A 21,766-nucleotide genomic window follows, 5' to 3' on the forward strand; every position below is an offset into this window, starting at 1 on the left:
ATGAGAAATATTTTTATATTGCTTTTGCTTATTTGTGGGAGTCTATTTTCAATTGTACAGGCACAAAAAGTGACGTATCAATCTACCAAACATTATAGAGAAAGGGTGGATAAGTTTGCCCAAATGCGTCCCATCGATAGTCTAGACGTGGTGATGTTGGGCAATAGCTTAACGGAAATGGCAGGCGACTGGAATGTTCTTTTAAGAGCTAAAAGAGTACGAAATAGAGGCATTTCGGGCGATGATGCAATGGGAATGATCAATCGTTTACAGCAAATTGCACCAGGAAAGCCTAAGGCAATCTTTCTAATGGTAGGCATAAACGATTTAAGTCATGATTTAACACCCACTCAAGTGTACGATCTTTGTGTGAAAGTGATTAGCAAAATAACCAGCGATACACCACAAACAAAGCTTTATGTGCAGAGTCTTTTGCCCATTTATGAGGCATCTGGGCGTTGGAAAACACTCGAAGGTAAAACCAATGACATTCCTCGTATCAATGAGTTGCTAAAGACTTATTGCGAAAAAAACAAAATATCGTATATCAACTTATTTGATAAATTCATACGACATGGTACCAATGAGCTAAGAAAAGAGCTTACCTCAGATGGTTTACATCTAAGTTCTTTCGGGTATAAGATATGGAGTTTCGAGCTAAGAAAATATTTTAAATAAGAAGGAATCAAAGAGATTTGTAGTTAATATACTACAGATCTCTTTGTGCTTATATCTTTTATATGTTGATTTTCGTTAAAAAAAGAATATTTATTACGCATTTTTTCTTTCTTTATTGTTAATATATAAAACCTTCTCGATGTATAGAAAGAAGGAATAAGAAGAATTTTACTAATCAAACAATAATTTATATGAAAACAAAAGCCATATTAACCGCATTGGCATTGTCGTGTTCTTCATTTACAATGATGGCACAACGAACTCCCACTCATCCATTAGATATATCTACAATGGATTTCTATCAGTGGTTCGAAGGATTTAAATCGTGGACTCCAGGACAGCCATTAGCAGGCGTTTCTGCTATCGATGACGAGTTTTATATATCACGAGTAAAGCCTAAAAAACGTATAAGTGATGCAGAAGACTATAAAGTTAATAGTCTAGCAGATAAGCAAAGAAAACTTTGTTTATGGGTTCCTTTAGATGATCCGTCAGTGAAATGGAAAGCATTTCCACGTTATTCGCTTGAGGGAGATAACTTTAGTATGTGGTCATATCTTGACATTCATGGCAATTGGTCGGCTCCTTGGGCTCGTGTTTCGGCAGGTTTATCAGACGTAGCAGCAAAGAATGGAGTTGCAGTTGGTTGCGTATTAGGAGTGCCCGAAACAACAACTATCAGCTTTTTTGATAAACCTAACTTTTTTAATAACTACTTTAATGTTCTCTATGGCTTGACAGAACTTGATACTGATGGCTCTTTTCGTTGGACAAGAAAGCTCATTCAATTCATGAAATACTATGGAATTAATGGATTAGGTATCAACTCTGAGTTCTTTTCTGATGCAGAGACAATGACTCGTCTCTTGAATTTTTTTGCAGATTGTCATAAGAAAGCAAAAGAAGAAGGTTGGGAATTTCAAATCCATTGGTATGACCTTATGACTAGTTCGGGTGAGAAAAGTTTTAGAAATTCATTGAATAGTCAGAATTCTAGCATCCTTGGACCAGATAATAACAAAAAAGTTGACATGTTCTTCCTAAACTATAAGTGGGGAGGAGTAACCTTAACAAGTTCTATAAACATGGCAAAGCAATTGCCAAGAAACTCTTATGATATCTTTGCTGGATTCGATATTCAGAAAGATGGACTTAATCATTATGGATGGAAGTCGCTTGCTAATCAACCTATATCAATTGGTTTTTGGGGAGCACACGCACAAAGTCTACTCCATCAGAGCGCAACTGACGAAGGAACAGAAGACATTGCAATTCAAAGAGCATATCAAAAGAAACTCGAATTGGTGTTTAGTGGAGGTAATCGCAACCCTGCTTTCACTCCAGAGCTAAGCACTGGAACCTCATTATCAAACACTGCATTAAAAAAGTTCCATGGACTTGCATCGTATTTAACAGCTAAATCAACTATAAGCGATGTGCCTTTCGTTTCTCGTTTCAACCTTGGAAACGGCTTAAAGTTTCACAATGAGGGTAAAGTTACATTCAATCACAAGTGGTATAACTTAAATACTCAAGACCTAATGCCTACTTGGCGTTGGTGGATTACGAACCAGAACGATGCCGTAAACGAATCTTCTATCTCATCATTCGTAAATACTAATCTCACATTTGATGAGGCTTACTTTGGTGGTTCGTGCTTAAATGTATCTGGAAAGAGTGCTTTTTCTAGATTAAAGCTATTCAAAACGCTACTTAAAGTACAGCCTAATTACACCTTATCAATTACTTATAAGAAGACAGGTGATATCGAACCACATGCAAAATTGTTTGTGGCGTTAAAGGGGGATCTTGCTCATTATAAGGAAGTTGCATTACCTTCAAACACAGCTTCTTTATCTTCTTGGGTGACATTCACCGCTACTATGGAGCAACTAGGAGTGCCTGCAGATAGCGAAGTGGCAATGATTGGATTGGTGTTTAACGACACTCCAGAGAATTATAACATGTATGTAGGTGAAATTGCACTACGAAATCCAGCGCAAACCTTTAACACTGTCACTCCAATAATTAAGGATGTAGATATTATTAGAGGTCGTTATAACGCTTTTGACTTTAAGATTCGCTATGCAAGTGCAGCTGATAATAGTGCTAAAAAGGTGTATAATGATGATGTAGATACATGGTATTATGAAATTTACATGCAGCCTTTAAACGAGAATCCACAGCTTCTAACAGCCACAACATCATGGGCTGCTTATGTCGTTGATGCTCCTTTAAATCCTGAAGATGAAGTAAGAAAGGTGCGTTTAGGTGTTAGAGCCATTGCACCTGACGGCAAAGCAGCAACCGATATCGTTTGGAGTGATTATAAAGAGATACCTTATAACCAAATGATTAGCGATATTGTGGTAGATAAAAAGGTAGTAAAACCAAACGAAAAGTTCAAGATTGTGATGGTTGATAAGAGAGCTCCTGCAGCGCAAAATATATCAATTGTTAATCCAAGAAATGGAGAAGTTATTGCGCAATCAAGTAACTCTCGAGTTTGTGAAGCGCAAATTTCTCAAGTTGGTTTGTATGATCTTTTATTGACAGATGCCAACGGAAACCAAACAACGACACGAGGAATGATTCAGATAACACCAGAAACAACTGGTTCTGTACCTGTTATTGAAAAGGTCATGGCAGATAAAAAACAAGTTAAAACCAATGAATCTGTAACCTTATCTTATGTTGGAAAAGAGGGAGAAGGCAAGGTTTCAAGAGCTTTAATTGTGAAAGACCCAGAGATGTTGTACATTCCTGGTGACATACAAGTGGGCAAAACCTATTCTTATGCATTGTGGTTTAAAGTGGAAAAGTTTGGACACGATAAGCAAGGAACCAACCTTATCAATAAAAATACAATATTCGATTCATGGCCCCACAATAACTGGGGTGACCTATGGGTAACTATTCGTCCTGAAATGCCTGGTCACTTAGCTAATGAAATTTCATTTAATACAATGGGATGGGAGCGACATGATAATCCAAATGAGGCGATGATGTCTAATGGTTATCAAGTTTCTCCAGGTGTTTGGACCCATGTTGTGGTGACACACGATAGTAATAACAAGCAAAAGCTATACTTCAATGGTAAGAAAGTGGCAGAAACTACTTTTGATGCAAGTATCAGACGTGAAGAAGCTCCTTACTATCAGATCCGTAAAAGTAAAACTGCTCACATCTTTATAGGTGGAGGTGGCGTTTATAAGGCTGGTTTAAACGGCTATGTAGACGAAGTTCAAGTGTGGGATAAAGCCCTTACTGACGAAGAAGTTTTGCAGGCAATGCAAGGCTATTCAAAAGAAAATGTACCTCAAAATCTAAAGGGCTATTATACATTTGAAGAGAAAGCAGAAAATGGTTTCTACTACAATTGGGGTTCTGCAGGTAGGGATAAATTTAGTGGAATTGTAACAATGGAAGGCAGTGGTGGAGAAGATACCAGTAAAGCGTTCTATCAAAAGCGTGTATCTAACAACGATGTCTTGGGCTACCCTGGTATTATTGGTAGCTTAGATGTAACAACTAAGGCTCAATGGAACGTGGAAGGAGCAGCCATTACACCACAAAATAAAACTGCAAATGCCACCTTCTCTCAACCAGGAACATATAAAGCAGAGCTAACATTGCAGAATCGTTGGGGAGAAGCAACCATGCAATTAGAAGACAATATCGAAGTGTCTGGTTTACCAAACGATGTCAATTCAATTGAGGCTAGCACTCTTTTAGTAGATATTTCAAAAACTTCTACATCAAGTAGTTTGCATTTACACTTTGCAGAAGCAGGTTCTTACCAAGTGCAACTCATCAATAGTGCAGGTGCAATGTTGCTCCAACGCAACATCAATGTATCTTCAGATGCCAGCGAAGCAATTGCTTTTGAAGGTGAAACAGGCGTTTATGTCCTTAGAATATTAAAAGAAGGAAAGCCTTATAAGATATTAAAATTAGTGAAGAAGTAATTTATCTAAGAATCAAGAACGCTAATATTGAAAACGATTTGATGATGGGGAGAGCCTTAATGGTTCTCCCTTTTCTTATACCTTCATTCGTGTTTTGCCTCCTTTAAAATCGTTTTCAAACGATATGCTTTACGCTTGTTTCCTAAAAAGATAGAGCGTTTATTTCAATGTCAAGCAACTGCGTATGCAAACACAATGCAATTGCCCTTTAAAAGCAATGCTTTTGAGGTGTAATATTATTGCTTTTGCCCGCCAATATCAATGCTATTGCAAGACATAAATAAAAAGATTATAGTATAAAAAGAGAAAAATAAAGATTTATGTAGTTGAATATCTTAACAAAATTGTATGATATGGTTAAAACAAAAGTCTAAAGAAAATACAATATTATCCTATTAATAATAGAATAATCACTCAATAAAGTGCATTAAGATCGGTAGGTATAACATTGCTCAAAGGCATACTTTAACATTCAAATCTTTGTAAGTTTAAGTAAAAACTATTATCTTTGCAAGCACAAAGAACAACACATTTGGGGTTGTGTCGGTTTGATTGGGATACTCATCAAATTATTTCAGAAAACCGAGATTGTTTCTTTTGTTAATGGCGGGCCATATAAATCTCTTTTAAAAGAGGCTAAGCTGCAAAGCCGATGGATTACAAAGACGGAGAACACTCAAATCTTTTTTAGCTCGGAGTTTCATCACATCATCGAGCAACCCCTTTCAAATAGAGGCAGGAAACATTTTCCCTGCCTTTTTATATATATCAAAAAGGAAAATAATATGTTCTCGGGAATTATTGAAGAAATGGCAACCGTCGTGGCAATAGTACACGACAAAGAGAATATTCACTTTACACTTGAATGTTCGTTTACCAACGAATTGAAGATAGATCAAAGTGTTGCACACAACGGGGTGTGCTTAACTGTTGTTGAACTAGATGGCAACCGCTATACTGTTACTGCAATGAAAGAAACCATTATACGTAGTAATTTGGGATTATGGAACGTTGGCGACAAAGTGAATGTAGAGCGTTCGATGCAGATGAATGGTAGACTTGATGGGCATATTGTTCAAGGTCATGTGGATACTACAGCGATTTGCAGTGCGATAGAAGATGCAAATGGTTCTACTTATTTTACCTTTAGTTATGAATTTGACAAAGAACAGGCTTCGAGAGGCTATTTCACTGTAGATAAAGGCTCGGTTACTGTTAATGGAGTTTCATTGACCGTGGTGTCGCCTACACGTGATTCTTTCAAGGTAGCAATCATTCCTTACACAAAAGAACATACCAACTTTTGTGCGATTGAATTAGGAAGTGTTGTGAATTTAGAGTTCGATATTATCGGAAAATACATTGCTCGTATGAATAATTTGGCATAATGTGTCATTCCAACTCAGAAGTATCAAAAGATGACCTATGCTTGTTTTCTTTTGATACTTCTTTCTTTTTTTGGGGGGGATCGCTTTCTTTTCAAATAAATATAAAGGGCATACAGCATAACACAATAAGTGTAAATACACGAAATATAATAACAAGGATAAATAAAAAAGGATATTATAGGAATATAATATTGATAGGAAAAGATACTGAAATGAAACAAACACTGGTTCCCAATAAAGGAATTCCGACGTCGTTATTATGGATTATGGCGATAATCTCGGGCGTAACAGTAGCTAACCTGTATTTTAATCAGCCCGTATTGAATATGATAAGTACAGAATTGGGTATCTCATCGCTCACCGCCAACTGGCTTCCTATCATCACACAGCTAGGCTATGCCGTAGGTCTTTTGTTCATAATACCTCTTGGAGACTTAGTGCAAGTGAGAAAAATACTAACCATCAACTTCTCGCTTCTTGCCATATCGCTTCTTGCTACCGCATTAACAAGCAATATATATACTTTGCTTTTCACTTCATTTATAATAGGTGCAGGATCGGTTATGCCTCATATCTTTATTCCAATGGCATCGCAATACTCAATACCTGAGCGCAAAACACAAAATGTGGGTATACTACTTGGAGGCTTATTAACAGGTATTTTGGCTTCAAGAGTGGTGAGTGGAATAATGGGAGAGCACTTTGGTTGGCGTGCAATTTATTATGTTGCAACCATTTTAATAGCAGTTTGTCTGGTAGTGATATTGAAAATGCTCCCTGCTTCGCCTTCTACTTTTCAAGGGAGTTATGCATCTTTAATGAAATCGATGTTGGGTTTGGTGAAGAATAACAAGGTGTTGCAAAATGTTTCTTTGCGTGCTGCTCTTTGTTTTGGCTGTTTTCAAGGAATGTGGGCAGTACTTGTGTTTAAAATGAGTGGTGAACCATTTTACGCAAGTAATGATGCTATTGGCTTATTGGGGCTTTGTGGTATGATGGGAGCACTCACTGCTACATCTATTGGTGGCTATATTAATAAATTAGGAGTGCGCACTTTCCATCTAATTGGTTGTGGAGTACTTATTGTTTCGTGGTTAGTGATGTATGTATTTCAAAACTCTTATTGGGGAATGATTCTTGGAATTATCATAATTGATGGGGGTATGCAGTGCATTCAGCTAAGTAATCAAAGTAAAGCATTGTCTCTTGTTCCTAAAGCGACAAACAGAGTGAATACCATTTTCATGACAACATTCTTCTTAGGAGCTTCTTTAGGTACCTTTATAGCAGGTTATTGCTGGGCTAAATGGGCTTGGAAAGGTGTTGCTTTTTCGGGTATTATCATGACTTTACTATCCGTTTTGCTGACGTTTTCAATGAAAGAGAAAGATTAAAATAAAAAAGAGAATAAAGAAATAACCCTGAATGGAATCTAAACTTTATTCTCTTTTGTTTTATTTCTTCTGTAAATTTATAGTTTATTCTTTTCTATTGGTATGAATCTTGTTATGAACGAAAGCTAACTGATATAAATTAGATTCTAAAAGAAATCTTTCTGGCAAAATTGTTAGATGTATATAGTTTTTATTGGATAAGTATTGTCTTTTTAATAGATCATAATGTATTTGTGGGAGATTTATGGAGGCTAAAGAAAAATAATATTTTTTTCTATTTTAATAAAGGAAATATAAGAGAAAGTTAATATAAAAGCGTAACTTTGCAACATGAAAACGCAATTAGTATAAAAAGTTCTTTTTATTGGAAATAATAAAAGTAGGATAAAGAAACATAGAAATATAATTATAATAATAAATGATGAAACAAAAAGTATTATTCTTAATTGCTGCCGTATCTTTGTTTTTAATCTCATGTGGAGGTGGAAAACAAGGAGCAGGATTTAATGATAACGAGTATCCCGTGCGCACAATTGAGTCGCAAGGCTCTTCAAGTGAAACCTTATATCCAGCCACCATTCGTGGTGTTCAAGATGTAGAAATACGTCCAAAAGTTTCTGGTTTTATTACAAAACTATTGGTGAAAGAGGGTCAAAGAGTAACAGCTGGTCAGCTATTGTTTGTTATTGACAGCGAAACTTACCAAGCAACAGTTCGTCAAGCCAAAGCAGCAGTAAGCTCGGCAACAGCTCAATTGAATACTGCAAAATTGACTTACGATAATAGTCAAAAGCTGTTTAATAGTAATGTAATAGGTCAATACGAATTACAAACAGCTCAAAATACTTACGAAAATGCAAAAGCAGCGTTGGCACAAGCACAGGCTTCTCTTGCATCTGCAAAGGAAATGTTGAGCTATTGCTTTGTAAAGAGTCCTGTTTCTGGTTTAGTTGGAAGTCTACCTTTTAAGGTTGGGGCACTCGTTGGACCAACAAGTGCACAGCCACTAACCACCGTTTCAGACAATAACACAATGGAAGTGTTCTTCTCTATGACCGAAAAAGATGTGTTAGATATGGCAAGAAATGCAGGAGGAGTGAAAGAATCGCTTTCAACTTATCCTGCAGTTAAATTGAAATTAGCCGATGGAACAATTTATTCTCAACCAGGAAAGGTAACGAAAATGAGTGGCGTTATCGACAGTTCAACAGGTTCAGTTTCAATGGTTGCACACTTCTCAAATCCTGATCACATTCTTCGTAGTGGTGGAAGTGGTTCTATCGTAGTTCCAAAAGTAACATCAAACGCTATCGTTATTCCACAAGATGCAGTAGCACAAGTGCAAGATCGCTACTTTGTTTACGTCTTGGGTAAAGACAATAAGGTAAAATATACAGAAATAAAGATTAGTCCAGACAACGATGGACAAACCTATGTTGTTACAAATGGTTTGAAAGTTGGAGATAGAATTGTGCTTAAAGGCATTTCAGGTCTTACAGAAGGAGCAGAGATAAAAGGATTAACTGAAGCTGAATATGAAGCAAAATTAAAGAAAACAGCAGAACTAGGTTCTAGTCAAAACGATTTAAGTAAGCTTAAAGAGGCATTTGGAAAATAATCAATAAAGAGAATAAGGAATTTTAAAAAGGATAACTCTTTTCACCAAATTACTTCGAAAGCAGTTTTGAAGTGTAGGCAGATTTTAAGCCTATATATAATAAGGTGAAATGATATTATACAAATTCTCTTTTAAAAAGAAATAAACAATGAGATTAGATACATTTATTCATCGCCCAGTGCTGTCGACTGTGATTTCAATTATCATAGTTATTCTGGGAGTAATTGGTCTTATTGCTCTTCCAACAGAGCAATATCCCAACATTGCTCCACCAACAGTTATGGTGCAAGCTTCATATCCTGGAGCGAATGCTCAAACGGTATTGAATTCGGTTATCACACCACTTGAAGAATCAATCAATGGTGTTGAAAACATGACTTATATGACTTCTACAGCAACAAACGATGGTGGTGCAGGGATTATCATTTACTTCAAAGAAGGAAGTGATGCCGATATGGCTCAGGTAAACGTGCAAAACCGTGTTACACAAGCCAGTGCTTTATTGCCAGCAGAAGTGACTCAGTCGGGGGTTCATGTAGCAAAGCGTCAAAATTCACAAGTTCTTATCTTGTCTTTGGCAGGCGATAAAACGAAATATGATGAGCAATTCTTAACCAACTATGCAGATATCAATGTCGTTCCCGCTATCAAACGTGTGAAAGGTGTGGGTAATTGTCAAAGCTTTGGTTCGAAAACTTATACTATAAGAATGTGGCTTGATCCTGCAAAGATGAAGCAACACAACCTAATTCCATCAGACTTGGTGGGAATTTTGGCGCAACAGAACATCGAAGCGGCTCCAGGTTCACTTGGAGAACAAACAAATAATATGTATGAGTACACCATTCGATACAAAGGAAGATTGCAAAAGCCAGAAGAGTTTGCAGATATGATTATCTCAACAGATGATAGTGGACAGACACTTCGTGTGAAAGACGTTGCGAAAGTTGAAATGGGTGCACTTTCATATGGTGCAGAAATGAGTTCAAATGGCGACCCCTCTGTGGTTATGATGATTACACAAAGTGCAGGTTCGAATGCAACTCAGATTGCAAATGATGTGAAGAAGGTTCTTGAAGAACAACAAAAGATTATGCCTCCAGGTATGGAGTTCCGTATCATTTCAGATGTTACAGAGTTCTTAGACGCATCTATTCACCACTTGCTACAGACACTTATTGAGGCGTTTATACTGGTGTTTATCGTGGTTTACATCTTCTTGCAAGATTTCCGTTCAACACTTGTACCGCTAGTTGCTGTACCAGTGTCGCTAATCGGTACATTCTTTTTCTTGAACGTATTTGGATTTACTCTTAACTTGCTAACTCTTTCAGCGTTAGTACTTGCAATTGCCATCGTAGTAGATGATGCCATAGTGGTAGTTGAGGCAGTTCACGCAAAATTAGACCTAGGATATAAATCTACAAAGAGTGCAACTGTCGATGCAATGAATGAAATTTCAGGTGCAATTATATCTATTACGCTTGTAATGGCATCGGTATTCGTGCCCGTTTCGTTTATGGGTGGAACCTCAGGAACATTCTATCGTGAGTTTGGTATAACCATGGCGATATCTATTGTCATATCTGCTGTGAACGCTTTAACCCTTTCTCCTGCTCTAAGTGCAGTACTATTGAAACCTCATAACGAAGATGGTACAGAGCGAAAGATAACTAGAATGGAGCGATTCCATACTTCTTTCAATGCATCATACGACAAAGTTCTTGATAGATATAAAAAGGTTGTAACCGTATTTGTTAAGAAACCAGCTCTTGCAATTATCACTTTAGTAATAGGTATTGTTGTACTTGGTGTCACAGCAATGAACACAAAGAGTAGTTTAGTGCCCAATGAAGATACAGGAAACTTGTTTATTAATATACAAACTCCTCCTGGAACAGGTCTAGAAGAAACTAAGAAGATTGTGAAGCAGGTTGATGCGATGTTGGCAACAAACCCTGCTATTGCACAAAGAACAATCTTAGCAGGATATGGTTTGCTAGGAGGTGCAGGATCAAATAATGCTACTATTTTCGTAAAACTAAAGAGTTTTGAAGAGAGAAGCAAAGATGAAACCCTATTAAAATACATTGGTGTGCACAATGAAGGTAGTATGATGGTGCTAGGAATGATCTATAAACAGACCGCAGCCATTAAGGGTGCGAAGATACTTGCATTCCCTCCACCTATGGTTCAGGGTTATTCGATGACAGGTGGTTTAACTTTCTCTATGCAAGACCGTACTGGTGGTAGTATAGATAAGTTCTTTAATGTAACCAAGAACTTTATTGCAGAGTTGAATAAGCGTCCTGAAATTACCAATGCAATGACCACTTTCGATACGAAGTATCCACAATATATGCTCGATGTAGACGTCGCTCGTTGTAAACAAAGCGGTATTTCGCCAAAAGATATCTTAACAACTATGCAGGGATACTTTAGTGGAATGTATGCATCTAACTTTAATGCGTATGGTAAGTTGTATCGTGTTTACATTCAAGCAGCCCCAAACTTCCGTGCAGATGTAAAGAGCTTAAATAGCATTTATGTACGAACCAATAAGGGAATGTCGCCAATTAACGAGTTTGTTAACTTGAAACAGACTTTCGGTCCTCAATCTGTTGAGCGTTTTAATCTATACACTGCGATTAATGTTAATGCGCAAGTTACAGATGGTTATTCGTCTGGTGAAGCCTTAAATGCATTGAACGAAGTGGCAAAGACAAGTCTTCCACAAGGATATTCATTTGACTATTCTGGTTTAACACGTGCAGAACAAGAATCAAGTAACTCAACTTTCATGATCTTCGGCTTGTGTTTGTTATTCGTTTATTTGATTCTAAGTGCTCAATATGAAAGCTATTTATTGCCATTGTCGGTGATTTTGTCTATTCCTTTCGGTCTTGCAGGAGCCTTCTTGTTTACGCTTCTCTTCAAGAACAATAACGATATCTACATGCAAATTGCGTTAATTATGTTGATTGGACTATTAGCTAAGAACGCAATCCTTATCGTTGAATTCGCATTAGAGCGTCGAAGAACAGGTATGGCGATATCTTGGTCTGCTATATTAGGTGCTGGTGCTCGTCTACGTCCTATCCTAATGACCTCGTTAGCGATGATTATTGGTTTGCTTCCATTGATTATTCCTAATGGAGTTGGATATAATGGAAACATGACTTTGGGTGCTGCTGCGGTTGGAGGAATGCTTATTGGAACACTATGTCAGGTGATTGTTGTACCTGCTTTGTTCTATCTTTTCCAATCATTGCAAGAGAAACTGAGTCCAATTAAGTTCGAAGACGAAGTGAATAACGAAGTTTCTCACGACTTAAAGAAATACGCTAAGCGTCGTTATGGAAATAAAAAGTAAAACAGAAATAAAGATGAAACATCTAAATATCATAATAATGGCATTTGCACTAGTAGCCTTTACTAGCTGCAAAAGCCTTTATGGGAAGTATGAAAGACCAACAGTAAACACCAAAGGTCTTGTTCGTGATGTTGTGAGTAATACCGACACGCTTGCTGTTAACGATACAACTAACTTCGGAAATATGCCTTGGCGTAGTGTATTTACAGATCCACAGCTTCAGACACTTATAGAGATGGGGTTGCAACACAATATCGACTTACTCAATGCTGCATTAAATGTAAAAGCTGTTGAAGCACAACTTATGGCAGCAAAGCTATCATTCTTACCCTCATTTACATTCACACCACAAGGAACCATCGCCTCTTGGGATGGTAACAAGGCAACTCAAACCTATCAATTGCCTATCAGTGCAAGTTGGGATATTGATTTGTTTGGAAAACTTTTAAGTCAAAAAAGAAGTGCACAAGTGGCTCTTCTTGCTACAAAAGACTATCAAGTGGTGGTGAAAACCAATGTAATTAGTGGTATTGCCAATATGTATTACACCTTATTGATGCTCGATAAACAGCTAGATATAGTGAATAACATGGAGAAACTCACCAAAGAAACACTCGACTTAATGGTTATTCAAAAAGATTTAGGAAGAGTTCGTTCTACAGGTGTGCAGAGTGCAGAGGCTAATTACTATTCGGTTCAAACAAAAAAGACTGACATTATTCGCCAAATACGTGAAACAGAAAATGCACTTTCATTGCTTTTAGGTCAAACTGCCCAAACAATTCAACGTGGAAAGATTGATAATCAATCACTTCCAACCAACCTTTCAACAGGTGTTGCCATAAGTATGCTAAATAATCGTGCCGATGTTCATGCTGCAGAAATGAATCTTGCACAATGTTTTTACAATGTTCAAACAGCAAGAAGTCGTTTCTATCCAAGTTTAAGTATCACAGGCACAGGAGTCTTTACCAATAGTAGTGGTATGGGAATTGTTAACCCTGGCAAGTGGCTTTTATCGACTGTAGGCTCTTTAGTGCAACCCATTTTTGCAAAAGGACAGATTGTTGCAGGCTTAAAGGTGGCTCAGATGAAATACGAACAAGCCCTAAATACATGGCAAAATAAAGTGTTAAACGCAGGAAATGAGGTAAGTAATGCTCTTGTTAAGTATAATTCGGCAGTGACAAAGTCTGAACTTGAAAGCAAACGTATTGCTACTTTAACAAAGAATGTAGCAGATACAAAACTCTTATTGCAGCAAAGTAATAGCTCATACCTTGAAGTTATCACCGCACAACAAACCTTGTTGAATGCAGAACTATCAAAGGTTACAGAGGATTTTACAAAGATGCAGTCTATAGTTAGTCTTTATCAAGCTCTTGGTGGAGGCACAAAATAAACTCTAATTCATAACTTAAAAGAAAGAATTATGGCAAGTGAAATTAGTAATAGGGCAGAAATAGACCCAAGAGCAAAGATAGGAAACAACTGTAAAATTTATCCTTTTGTTTATATTGAAGGAGATGTTGTAATAGGAGATAATTGTGTTATTTATCCATTTGTAAGCATTATGAATGGAACCCGCATGGGAAATGGAAACACTATATATCAAAATACGGTGATTGGAGCAACTCCTCAAGATTTCGATTTCGATGGAGCTGCAACCGAAACAGTTATTGGAAACAATAATAACATTCGTGAAAACGTGGTTATTAACCGTGCAACCAATGCAGGAGGACAAACAGTTATTGGTAATGAGAACTTCCTTTTAGAAGGTGCTCACGTGTCGCACGATACAAAAATTGCCGATAAGTGTGTTCTTGGTTATGGAACAAAGATAGCTGGCGACTGCGAGATTGGTTCGAATGTAGTGTTCTCTGCCAATGTAATTGTCAATGCAAAGGCTCGTGTTGGTAATGCTGCTTTCATCAAACCAGGTACAACATTCCGTAAAGATGTTCCTCCTTTTGTTGTGGCAGGTGGCACTCCTGTAAGCTATAATGGTTTGAATAACGTAATATTAGATGCGCTTGGCATTACAGAAAAGGTGCAAAAGCATATCGCAAACGCCTATAGATTGCTATTCCACGGTCAAACAAGCGTGGTAGATGGTGTTAGTCAAATCAAACAACAAGTGCCTCCAGGAGCAGAAATCAATGAAATTATCGAATTTTTAGATGGTACTAAGAATGGATTGATAACCAAATTATAATGCACTTGTTCTTTAAACGGCTTGTGTATTAGTAGTGGGCAGTGTGGTATTAGAAAGAATTTGGAGTGTTTTATTTTTGAGTTAAATCCACTTCAGTAACTTTTTTATGTTTGTTTATTGTACCACTGCACAGCTTTCTTTTATCTTTTATATGATATAAGGTCGACGTCTCCTTTGTAAAAAGAGATTTGTCGACCTTTTTCTCTTCTACCTATTTATCGAAAAAAAATAGATTGAAGTGGGTGAAACATTCTTTTGAGATATCTTCTCATAATGATTCTTTTTAATATGTCTTCTTCTCGTTTTCTAAACTCAATGCTTTTAGCCTCCAAAAGCATTCATATTGCACTGAAAAAACATTGTTATTACATCATAAAAACATAGCTTTTACAATAGTATATCAAAAAAGCTAGAGTACAACGAATTTGATGGAGGTGTGAAGATGTTGTGGATTGAATGTAAAAAAGAGAAGGGACAGAACAATATAAAACAAAAGTGTCTTGCCTTTTCGTGAAGAAATAAGCAAGACACTTGTGTCTTTGATTTTTTGTTTGTTTACTAATGCCTTTAAAATTATTTGCGTTTCTTGTGTACTTTGTAGTTTTTGAAACGTTTTATAACGATTACGACTTTACTAGGCATAGTTGTATAATCACGTACATTACCAACTTTAACACCATAGTTTAAAGTTAAATCAGGAGTATTCGCATGCATGTCTTGAAGTAAAATCTTAGTATCTCTATTGGTTTCTGGCAAGACTACAGGTACTACAAAGTGGGTTTTGAAGTTGATTTCTGTAGCTTCTCTACTTAGACCTGTGCCTGGTGCAGGAGTGAAATATTTATTGAACATGTGTTGAGAAGTAATTTTTTCTGGTACCTTCTTATGTGAATGGCTGTTAAAACGATAGTTCAAGCCTTCCATATAATCAACTCTTCCGTTGTAAGCATCTGCTTTACTAATTGAATTACATGATGAAAAGGTACCCGTAATAATAGTTAATAAAATGCTAACCAATAGTGTTTTTACTTTTTTCATATCTATTTAATTTATTATATTTTATGATAATTCCTAGAATAAAGGTATTGGTAATAAATGTAAATCCTTACAAAGGTAATAAAATTGATTGCTTTTGTGTCGTTAATTGTCGTTAATCCGTTGTTATTTAGGTATTTTTTTTGTTACTTTGCAGTAATTATAGCTATAATATCACCTTAATATATAAGATGGGAAAGAAACGTAATAGAACCCGTAATCGCTCAAGATTTCAGGGCTTTACATTGTGTATAAGTACTGCTTTAGTGCTTATTTTGTTAGGAATGGTAGTGTTTTCTGTGCTAACATCACGCAATTTGTCAAACTATTTCAAAGAAAATATGGTAGTTACGATGATGCTTGATGCAGAAACAACAAACTCAGAAGCTTTGCAATTATGTCGTTCTATTGCGCAGAAACCATATATTGCACACTTAGATTATATCAGTAAAGAGCAAGCTTTGAAAGAACAAACAGAAGCTTTGGGCTCAAATCCATTAGAATTTGTAGGTCATAACCCCTTTCTTTCATCAATAGAAGTACGTCCAAAGGCTGATTATGCAAATAGTGATTCGCTTATTTGGATTAAAGCAGACTTGAAAAAGATGGCAAGAGTAGGTGAGATTACCTATCAAAAAAACTTGATGGATAGTGTAAATACCAATCTTCGTAAAATAAATATCGTGTTATTGATATTAGCAACCTTGTTAATGTTTGTGTCATTTTCGCTTATTAACAACACGGTTCGATTGAGTATCTATGCTCAACGCTTTTCAATTCACACCATGAAGCTTGTTGGTGCATCGTGGGGATTTATTAAACGACCTTTCTTAAAACGTGCTCTTGGAGTGGGAGTGTTAGCTGCTTTCCTTGCAAATTTAGTGCTTTGTGCAGGTGCATGGGCTTTATATAGCTATGAACCAGAGGTATTCCTCATCATAACATGGGACGTATGGACTATTACTGCTGGTGCAGTTGTGTTGCTAGGAGTGCTTATTACACTTGTATGCTCAAATATATCAGTGAATAAATTCTTGAAAATGTCGGCAGGAGAACTATATAAGATCTAAGTCATTTCTATCTAGTTCTCTTTTTAATAGATATCTTTTAAAAACAACTCCATCGTTTATTTAAAGCTGTTTGTGGATAGAGATGCCCTAAAGGCATTGCCCAAGCGAAACAGAAACAGTATAATTTCAATCGATTATATGAATAGAGAAAACTTTGCTTTCGGTAAAATCAATTTCATTTTACTAGCAGTTGGTGTCTTAGTGATTATCTTAGGATTTATATTAATGAGTGGTTCATCTTCAAGCGAAACCACTTTTAATCCTGAAATATTCAGTGTAACTCGCATAAAAGTGGCACCTATTGTGTGCGTTATCGGCTTTGTTTCAATTATTTTCGGTATAATGAAGAAGCCAAACAGCACAAAAGAATAATAGAAGTGTAACATATTTATCAGGGCGAAGGTATTTAGTTATATTTCCGCACAATAACTATTGTTCGTAAAATTACATCAAAAGCATAGCGAAAATAGCATTGGTTATGCTTTCAATTCATTTTTAATACAACATTAATGACACTCTTAGAAACCCTAATATTGGCGATAGTAGAAGGATTAACCGAATTTCTTCCCATCTCATCTACAGGCCATATGATTATAGCTCAAAACCTTTTGGGAATAGAGAGCACATCATTTGTAAAGGCATTCACCATCATTATTCAGTTTGGTGCAATCCTTTCGGTACTTTGTTTGTATTTTCAACGTTTCTTTAAGTTGAACAATGCGCCCGTAGATCCTAATCTTTCACTTTTTAAAAGGTTATTACATAAGTTCGATTTCTATGTAAAATTGCTCGTAGCTTTTGTTCCTGCTGCCGTAATAGGATTGCTTGGAAAGAAGAGTGGCATAATAGATAGGTTCTTAGAACATGTAGAAGTGGTTGCAATTATGCTTGTAGTAGGTGGCGTTTTTATGCTCTTTTGCGACAAATTATTCGAAAAAAAGAGTAGTGAAGAAACCCCATTAACCAATAAAAGAGCCTTCGTTATTGGTTGTTTTCAATGTCTTGCGATGATACCAGGTGTGTCTCGATCAATGGCAACCATTGTTGGTGGAATGTCACAACGTCTCACTCGTCGTGCAGCAGCAGAGTTTTCATTTTTCTTAGCCATACCAACTATGGCAGGAGCAACGGTCTTAGACGTTTATGAAGTACTCTTTAAAGATCCTAATTCGGTATCTTGGGCAACAGGAGACAATATCAAAATGTTGCTAATAGGATGCGTCGTAGCCTTTGTAGTGGCGCTTCTTGCAATGAAATGGTTTGTTAACTTCCTTGCAAAATACGGTTTCAAAGCCTTTGGTTACTATCGTATTGTAGTAGGATTGTTTATTCTTGTGTGGTTAATGCTTGGTTATAACTTATCAATGGTAGACTAAATGAACTTCAAAGCAGGCGAGATTATACACATAGATAAGCCCTATGGAATCACAAGTTTTGGCGCATTAGCACATATAAGATACCTTCTTTCACGCAAATTAGGGGTTAAAAGACTTAAAGTAGGACACGCAGGAACACTTGATCCGTTAGCAACTGGGGTCTTAACTCTATGCACAGGAAAGGCAACAAAGCTAATAGAACAACTGCAAGGGCATACAAAAGAGTATGTAGCCACAATGCAATTAGGGGCTACAACGCCAAGTTATGACATGGAGCACCCTGTTAATGAAACCTTTGAAACAGAGCATATCCATCGTGAAAGCATTGATGCAGTATTGCCATTGTTTATTGGTGACATTCAACAAGTGCCCCCTTCGTATAGTGCTTGCAAAGTAAATGGAGCACGAGCATACGACTTAAAGCGTGCAGGAGAGCATGTTGAGCTGTCTGCAAAGCAAATAAGAATAGATGAAATAGAAGTCCTTCACTTTGATGAAGAAACCAAATTGCTCACCATTAGAGTTGTTTGTGGGAAAGGAACATATATCCGTTCGCTTGCAAGAGATTTAGGAAGAGCACTTAATAGTGGTGCTTACCTCACAGAATTGCGTAGAACAAAGGTAGGAGATGTATTCGTAGAGAATTGTATTAACTATGATTCTTTTGGCGAATGGTTGAATCAACAAACGATAGAAGATATCGAATAACACCATAAAAAGCCTATTTATATTAGGAAAATATAGATAATGGGACGATAAGAACTGCTTATTTCATTTTTGAGTAGACCGCTTCTTAATAACAAACTCTAAACCATTATCTTACGATAAATAAATAATTGATACATAAAAACAAAAAGATACTATATAAAATATGAAGCTATCTCAATTTAAATTCAAGTTACCTGCTGAACAGGTGGCATTGTATCCTCATTGTTTTGAAAGAGAATACACTGATAAAGATGGTAAAAAAGAAACCTTTAAGATTACTCGTCAAGATGAAAGTCGATTGATGGTGTTACATAAAAAATCAGGAACTATCGACTTATTTCAAAAAGACGAGAATGGAAATCCTATCGAAGGCAAGTATATTGAGTTTAGAAATATAGTTGAATATTTTGATGAAGGCGATACATTTATATTCAATGACACAAAGGTTTTCCCTGCTCGTTTATATGGAACAAAAGAGAAAACAGATGCAAAGATTGAGGTATTCCTTTTAAGAGAGCTCAACCAAGAGATGCGTTTGTGGGATGTTTTGGTTGAACCTGCACGTAAAATAAGAATCGGAAACAAACTGTTCTTCGATGAAAGTGGCTCTATGGTTGCTGAAGTTATCGACAACACAACAAGTAGAGGCAGAACTTTACGCTTCTTATACGATTGTCCTCACGAAGAATTTAAGAAAGAATTGTATGCTTTAGGCGAGTCTCCTTTACCACGATACATCATAGATAATCGTGAAGAAACCCATGCCACACAAGAAGATTTAGAGAACTTCCAATGTATATTTGCTAAGAATGAAGGAGCCGTTACAGCCCCTGCTACAGGCTTACACTTTAGTAGAGAGCTATTAAAGAGAATGGAGATAAAAGGTATCAATAATGCTTATATCACCCTACATTGCGGTTTAGGTTGCTTTAATGATATCGAAGTAGAAGACCTAACCAAGCATAAAATGGACTCTGAGCAGATGGTTGTTAATGCAGAAGCATGTAAGATAGTAAACGATACCAAACGTAATGGAAAGAAAGTGTGCGCAGTTGGTACCAGTGTTGTTAAGGCAACAGAGACCGCAGTGGGCACAGATGGAATGTTAAAAGAATTCGAAGGATGGACCAACAAATTCATTTTCCCTCCTTATGACTTTGGGCTTTCAAACACAATGGTAACTAATTTCTACCATCCTTATTCAACATTGTTGATGGAAACCGCTGCCTTTGGAGGTTATGAGTTGGTTATGGAGGCTTATGATCTTGCCGTTAAGCATGGTTATATGTTTGGATGTTTCGGCGATTCGCTATTGATTTTGAACGATTAATGCTACACATTGTATATTTAGGGCTTGGCTCTAACATTGGTGCAAGGCACGAAATGATAGAGAAAGCCATAAAACTTATAGCAGAGCAGGTTGGAGATGTAGTGCTCCAGTCTGCTCTTTACGAAACCGAACCATGGGGTTTTAACTCCAAAAACCTCTTTATCAATGGGGCAATTGCATGCCAAACTGCTCTATCCCCATTAGAAGTGCTTCAGAAAACGCAGGAAATAGAGAAACAATTAGGCAGAACGCATAAAACAAAGAATGGTGAATATGAAGACAGAGTGATTGATATTGACATCTTGCTTTACGACGATTTGCATCTCACTCATTCGCAAGTGGTCATTCCACATCCTCATATTGCCAACCGAACATTTGTTTATCAGCCTTTGTGTGATATCCTTTCCAAAAGCATATTGGAACGAATTATAGGACAAGAGATACCTTATAACAAAAAAGAAGCTCAGTAGTTGAGCTTCTTTTTTTATTTCTTTTTATTTGGAATTTTAAATACTTTACCACTTTGAGCAATCTTAAACAATGTTCCAGTGGGGCAAACAAATCTGCAATAGGGGCGTGGAACAAAGAAAGAGAGAAGTAGAAAAACCACTGCAATGGCAAGAACTACCCACGAAGCAGTGGTGATTAAGAAGGCCGAAAATACCTCATAGTCCATCCATTGGAATGCAGTTCCAACCAACATCAGCATCATTAGTATCGTCCAAAGAATCTCTCTGAATAGCTCTAAGCGTTTAGTTGTCTCCTTAGACATCTTCCATTTCTTTTTAGTTGTGCTACTTGCAAGCTCTTGAATGGAGCCATAAGGACATATATTGTTGCAATAATAGTTCTTTTTGCCAAACAAAGGGTAGATGAAAGCCGTGATAAGCATAATTAAAGGCACTGCACTGGTTTCCCAATTGGTGCCATGAGACAAAAAACTAACTATCAAAGAGTAAGATACAAACGTACCGCACCACAAGCCAAGTACTGCAATATTCAAGATAAACTGAATTCTTCTCATCCACTTATTCTTGTAAAAAAGTGGAATTATCGCCCCCATAAGCACCACAATTAATCCCGCAATATATTGCCAAGTCCATTCAAATGTGTTGCCATTAGGTTGCTCTTGCTTTGTTTGAGCTGCATATTGAGCTGCAGCACGCACGTTAGCGATAATGGCTTTCGATGAAAATGTAGCTCCACTAACGGCATCTACCTTTGCAGTTACAGCTTTTTCGGGCTCAAGCCCTTGCCATTTAGCAAACAAAGTCGATGCTTCTTCGAAGAAGTCGGGAGTTTCTTTATTAGGAAGTGCAACAATTTTAGTAATTTTATTGTCTTTAATATACACCTCTAAGGGCACTTCTCCTGCATAACCAGTGATGCCTTTGCCCAAAGTGGTGGTGTTAATAATCCGTGTTCCGTCTTCCGTTGCACGCTCAATTGTCACCTTTTGAGTTACAGCAATAGTGTCAGTGTCTTGCTTTATTTTGTGTCCTAGCACCGTTCCATCACGATTTACAGCCACAACCATCATTACCAAACAACATGTTAAGAGGGCTAATAAGCGTTGTATATTATCCTTTTTCATTCTTTTTATTTTCAGCTTG

General features: G+C 36.9%; 16 protein-coding genes. 14 read left to right on the top strand and 2 right to left on the bottom strand.

Annotated elements, in window-relative coordinates; all coding sequences use genetic code 11:
• The 8 genes from HMPREF0669_RS03935 (at position 1) to lpxA (ending at position 14,634) form a co-directional block, all read left to right on the top strand.
• Complete coding sequence (locus HMPREF0669_RS03935; protein ID WP_009227224.1) at positions 1-678, top strand: GDSL-type esterase/lipase family protein; 678 nt, start codon at positions 1-3, stop codon at positions 676-678.
• 191 nt (positions 679-869) lie between these two features.
• Positions 870-4,646, top strand: coding sequence for a LamG-like jellyroll fold domain-containing protein (locus HMPREF0669_RS03940; protein WP_009227225.1), 3,777 nt, complete (start codon positions 870-872; stop codon positions 4,644-4,646).
• Positions 4,647-5,431: 785 nt separating this feature from the next.
• Positions 5,432-6,034, top strand: coding sequence for a riboflavin synthase (locus tag HMPREF0669_RS03945; RefSeq protein WP_009227226.1), 603 nt, complete (start codon positions 5,432-5,434; stop codon positions 6,032-6,034).
• A 212-nt stretch (positions 6,035-6,246) separates the two neighbouring features.
• Positions 6,247-7,428, top strand: a complete 1,182-nt coding sequence (locus HMPREF0669_RS03950; RefSeq protein ID WP_009227227.1) for an MFS transporter — start codon at positions 6,247-6,249, stop codon at positions 7,426-7,428.
• A 421-nt stretch (positions 7,429-7,849) separates the two neighbouring features.
• Positions 7,850-9,046, top strand: a complete 1,197-nt coding sequence (locus HMPREF0669_RS03955) for an efflux RND transporter periplasmic adaptor subunit (protein ID WP_044045701.1) — start codon at positions 7,850-7,852, stop codon at positions 9,044-9,046.
• Between the two features lie 148 nt (positions 9,047-9,194).
• Positions 9,195-12,419 carry an efflux RND transporter permease subunit gene (locus HMPREF0669_RS03960; protein WP_009227229.1) on the top strand — a complete coding sequence of 1,075 codons (3,225 nt, stop codon included), beginning with the start codon at positions 9,195-9,197 and terminating at the stop codon, positions 12,417-12,419.
• Positions 12,403-13,821, top strand: a complete 1,419-nt coding sequence (locus HMPREF0669_RS03965) for an efflux transporter outer membrane subunit (RefSeq protein WP_009227230.1) — start codon at positions 12,403-12,405, stop codon at positions 13,819-13,821. Before HMPREF0669_RS03960 ends, HMPREF0669_RS03965 begins: the two co-directional genes overlap by 17 nt.
• Positions 13,822-13,851: 30 nt before the next feature.
• Positions 13,852-14,634: an acyl-ACP--UDP-N-acetylglucosamine O-acyltransferase gene (gene lpxA, locus HMPREF0669_RS03970; protein ID WP_009227231.1), complete on the top strand. Its 783-nt coding sequence runs from the start codon at positions 13,852-13,854 to the stop codon at positions 14,632-14,634.
• Positions 14,635-15,207: 573 nt separating this feature from the next.
• Here lpxA and HMPREF0669_RS03975 read toward each other — a convergent pair.
• Positions 15,208-15,672: a hypothetical protein gene (locus tag HMPREF0669_RS03975; protein WP_009227232.1), complete on the bottom strand. Its 465-nt coding sequence runs from the start codon at positions 15,670-15,672 to the stop codon at positions 15,208-15,210.
• A 188-nt stretch (positions 15,673-15,860) separates the two neighbouring features.
• Between HMPREF0669_RS03975 and HMPREF0669_RS03980 the strand changes: the two genes are divergently transcribed.
• The 6 genes from HMPREF0669_RS03980 to folK all read left to right on the top strand — a co-directional run bounded on the left by HMPREF0669_RS03980 (position 15,861) and on the right by folK (position 20,623).
• Positions 15,861-16,739 carry an ABC transporter permease gene (locus tag HMPREF0669_RS03980; protein ID WP_009227233.1) on the top strand — a complete coding sequence of 293 codons (879 nt, stop codon included), beginning with the start codon at positions 15,861-15,863 and terminating at the stop codon, positions 16,737-16,739.
• 138 nt (positions 16,740-16,877) lie between these two features.
• Positions 16,878-17,111: a DUF3098 domain-containing protein gene (locus HMPREF0669_RS03985; protein ID WP_020967150.1), complete on the top strand. Its 234-nt coding sequence runs from the start codon at positions 16,878-16,880 to the stop codon at positions 17,109-17,111.
• A 137-nt stretch (positions 17,112-17,248) separates the two neighbouring features.
• Entirely contained in the window at positions 17,249-18,115 is an 867-nt protein-coding gene (locus tag HMPREF0669_RS03990) for an undecaprenyl-diphosphate phosphatase (RefSeq protein ID WP_009227235.1), read from the top strand.
• Positions 18,116-18,823 carry a tRNA pseudouridine(55) synthase TruB gene (truB, locus tag HMPREF0669_RS03995; RefSeq protein ID WP_009227236.1) on the top strand — a complete coding sequence of 236 codons (708 nt, stop codon included), beginning with the start codon at positions 18,116-18,118 and terminating at the stop codon, positions 18,821-18,823.
• 163 nt (positions 18,824-18,986) lie between these two features.
• Complete coding sequence (queA, locus tag HMPREF0669_RS04000; RefSeq protein WP_009227237.1) at positions 18,987-20,153, top strand: tRNA preQ1(34) S-adenosylmethionine ribosyltransferase-isomerase QueA; 1,167 nt, start codon at positions 18,987-18,989, stop codon at positions 20,151-20,153.
• On the top strand, positions 20,153-20,623 hold the full coding sequence (folK, locus tag HMPREF0669_RS04005) for a 2-amino-4-hydroxy-6-hydroxymethyldihydropteridine diphosphokinase (RefSeq protein WP_009227238.1): 471 nt from the start codon (positions 20,153-20,155) through the stop codon (positions 20,621-20,623). Before queA ends, folK begins: the two co-directional genes overlap by 1 nt.
• Positions 20,624-20,637: 14 nt before the next feature.
• On the opposite strand, the gene HMPREF0669_RS04010 is transcribed toward folK, so the two are convergent.
• Positions 20,638-21,747, bottom strand: coding sequence for a 4Fe-4S binding protein (locus HMPREF0669_RS04010; RefSeq protein ID WP_009227239.1), 1,110 nt, complete (start codon positions 21,745-21,747; stop codon positions 20,638-20,640).
• Between the last annotated feature and the right edge of the window lie 19 nt (positions 21,748-21,766).

This window comes from Prevotella sp. oral taxon 299 str. F0039, assembly GCF_000163055.2.
Taxonomy (GTDB): Bacteria; Bacteroidota; Bacteroidia; order Bacteroidales; family Bacteroidaceae; genus Prevotella.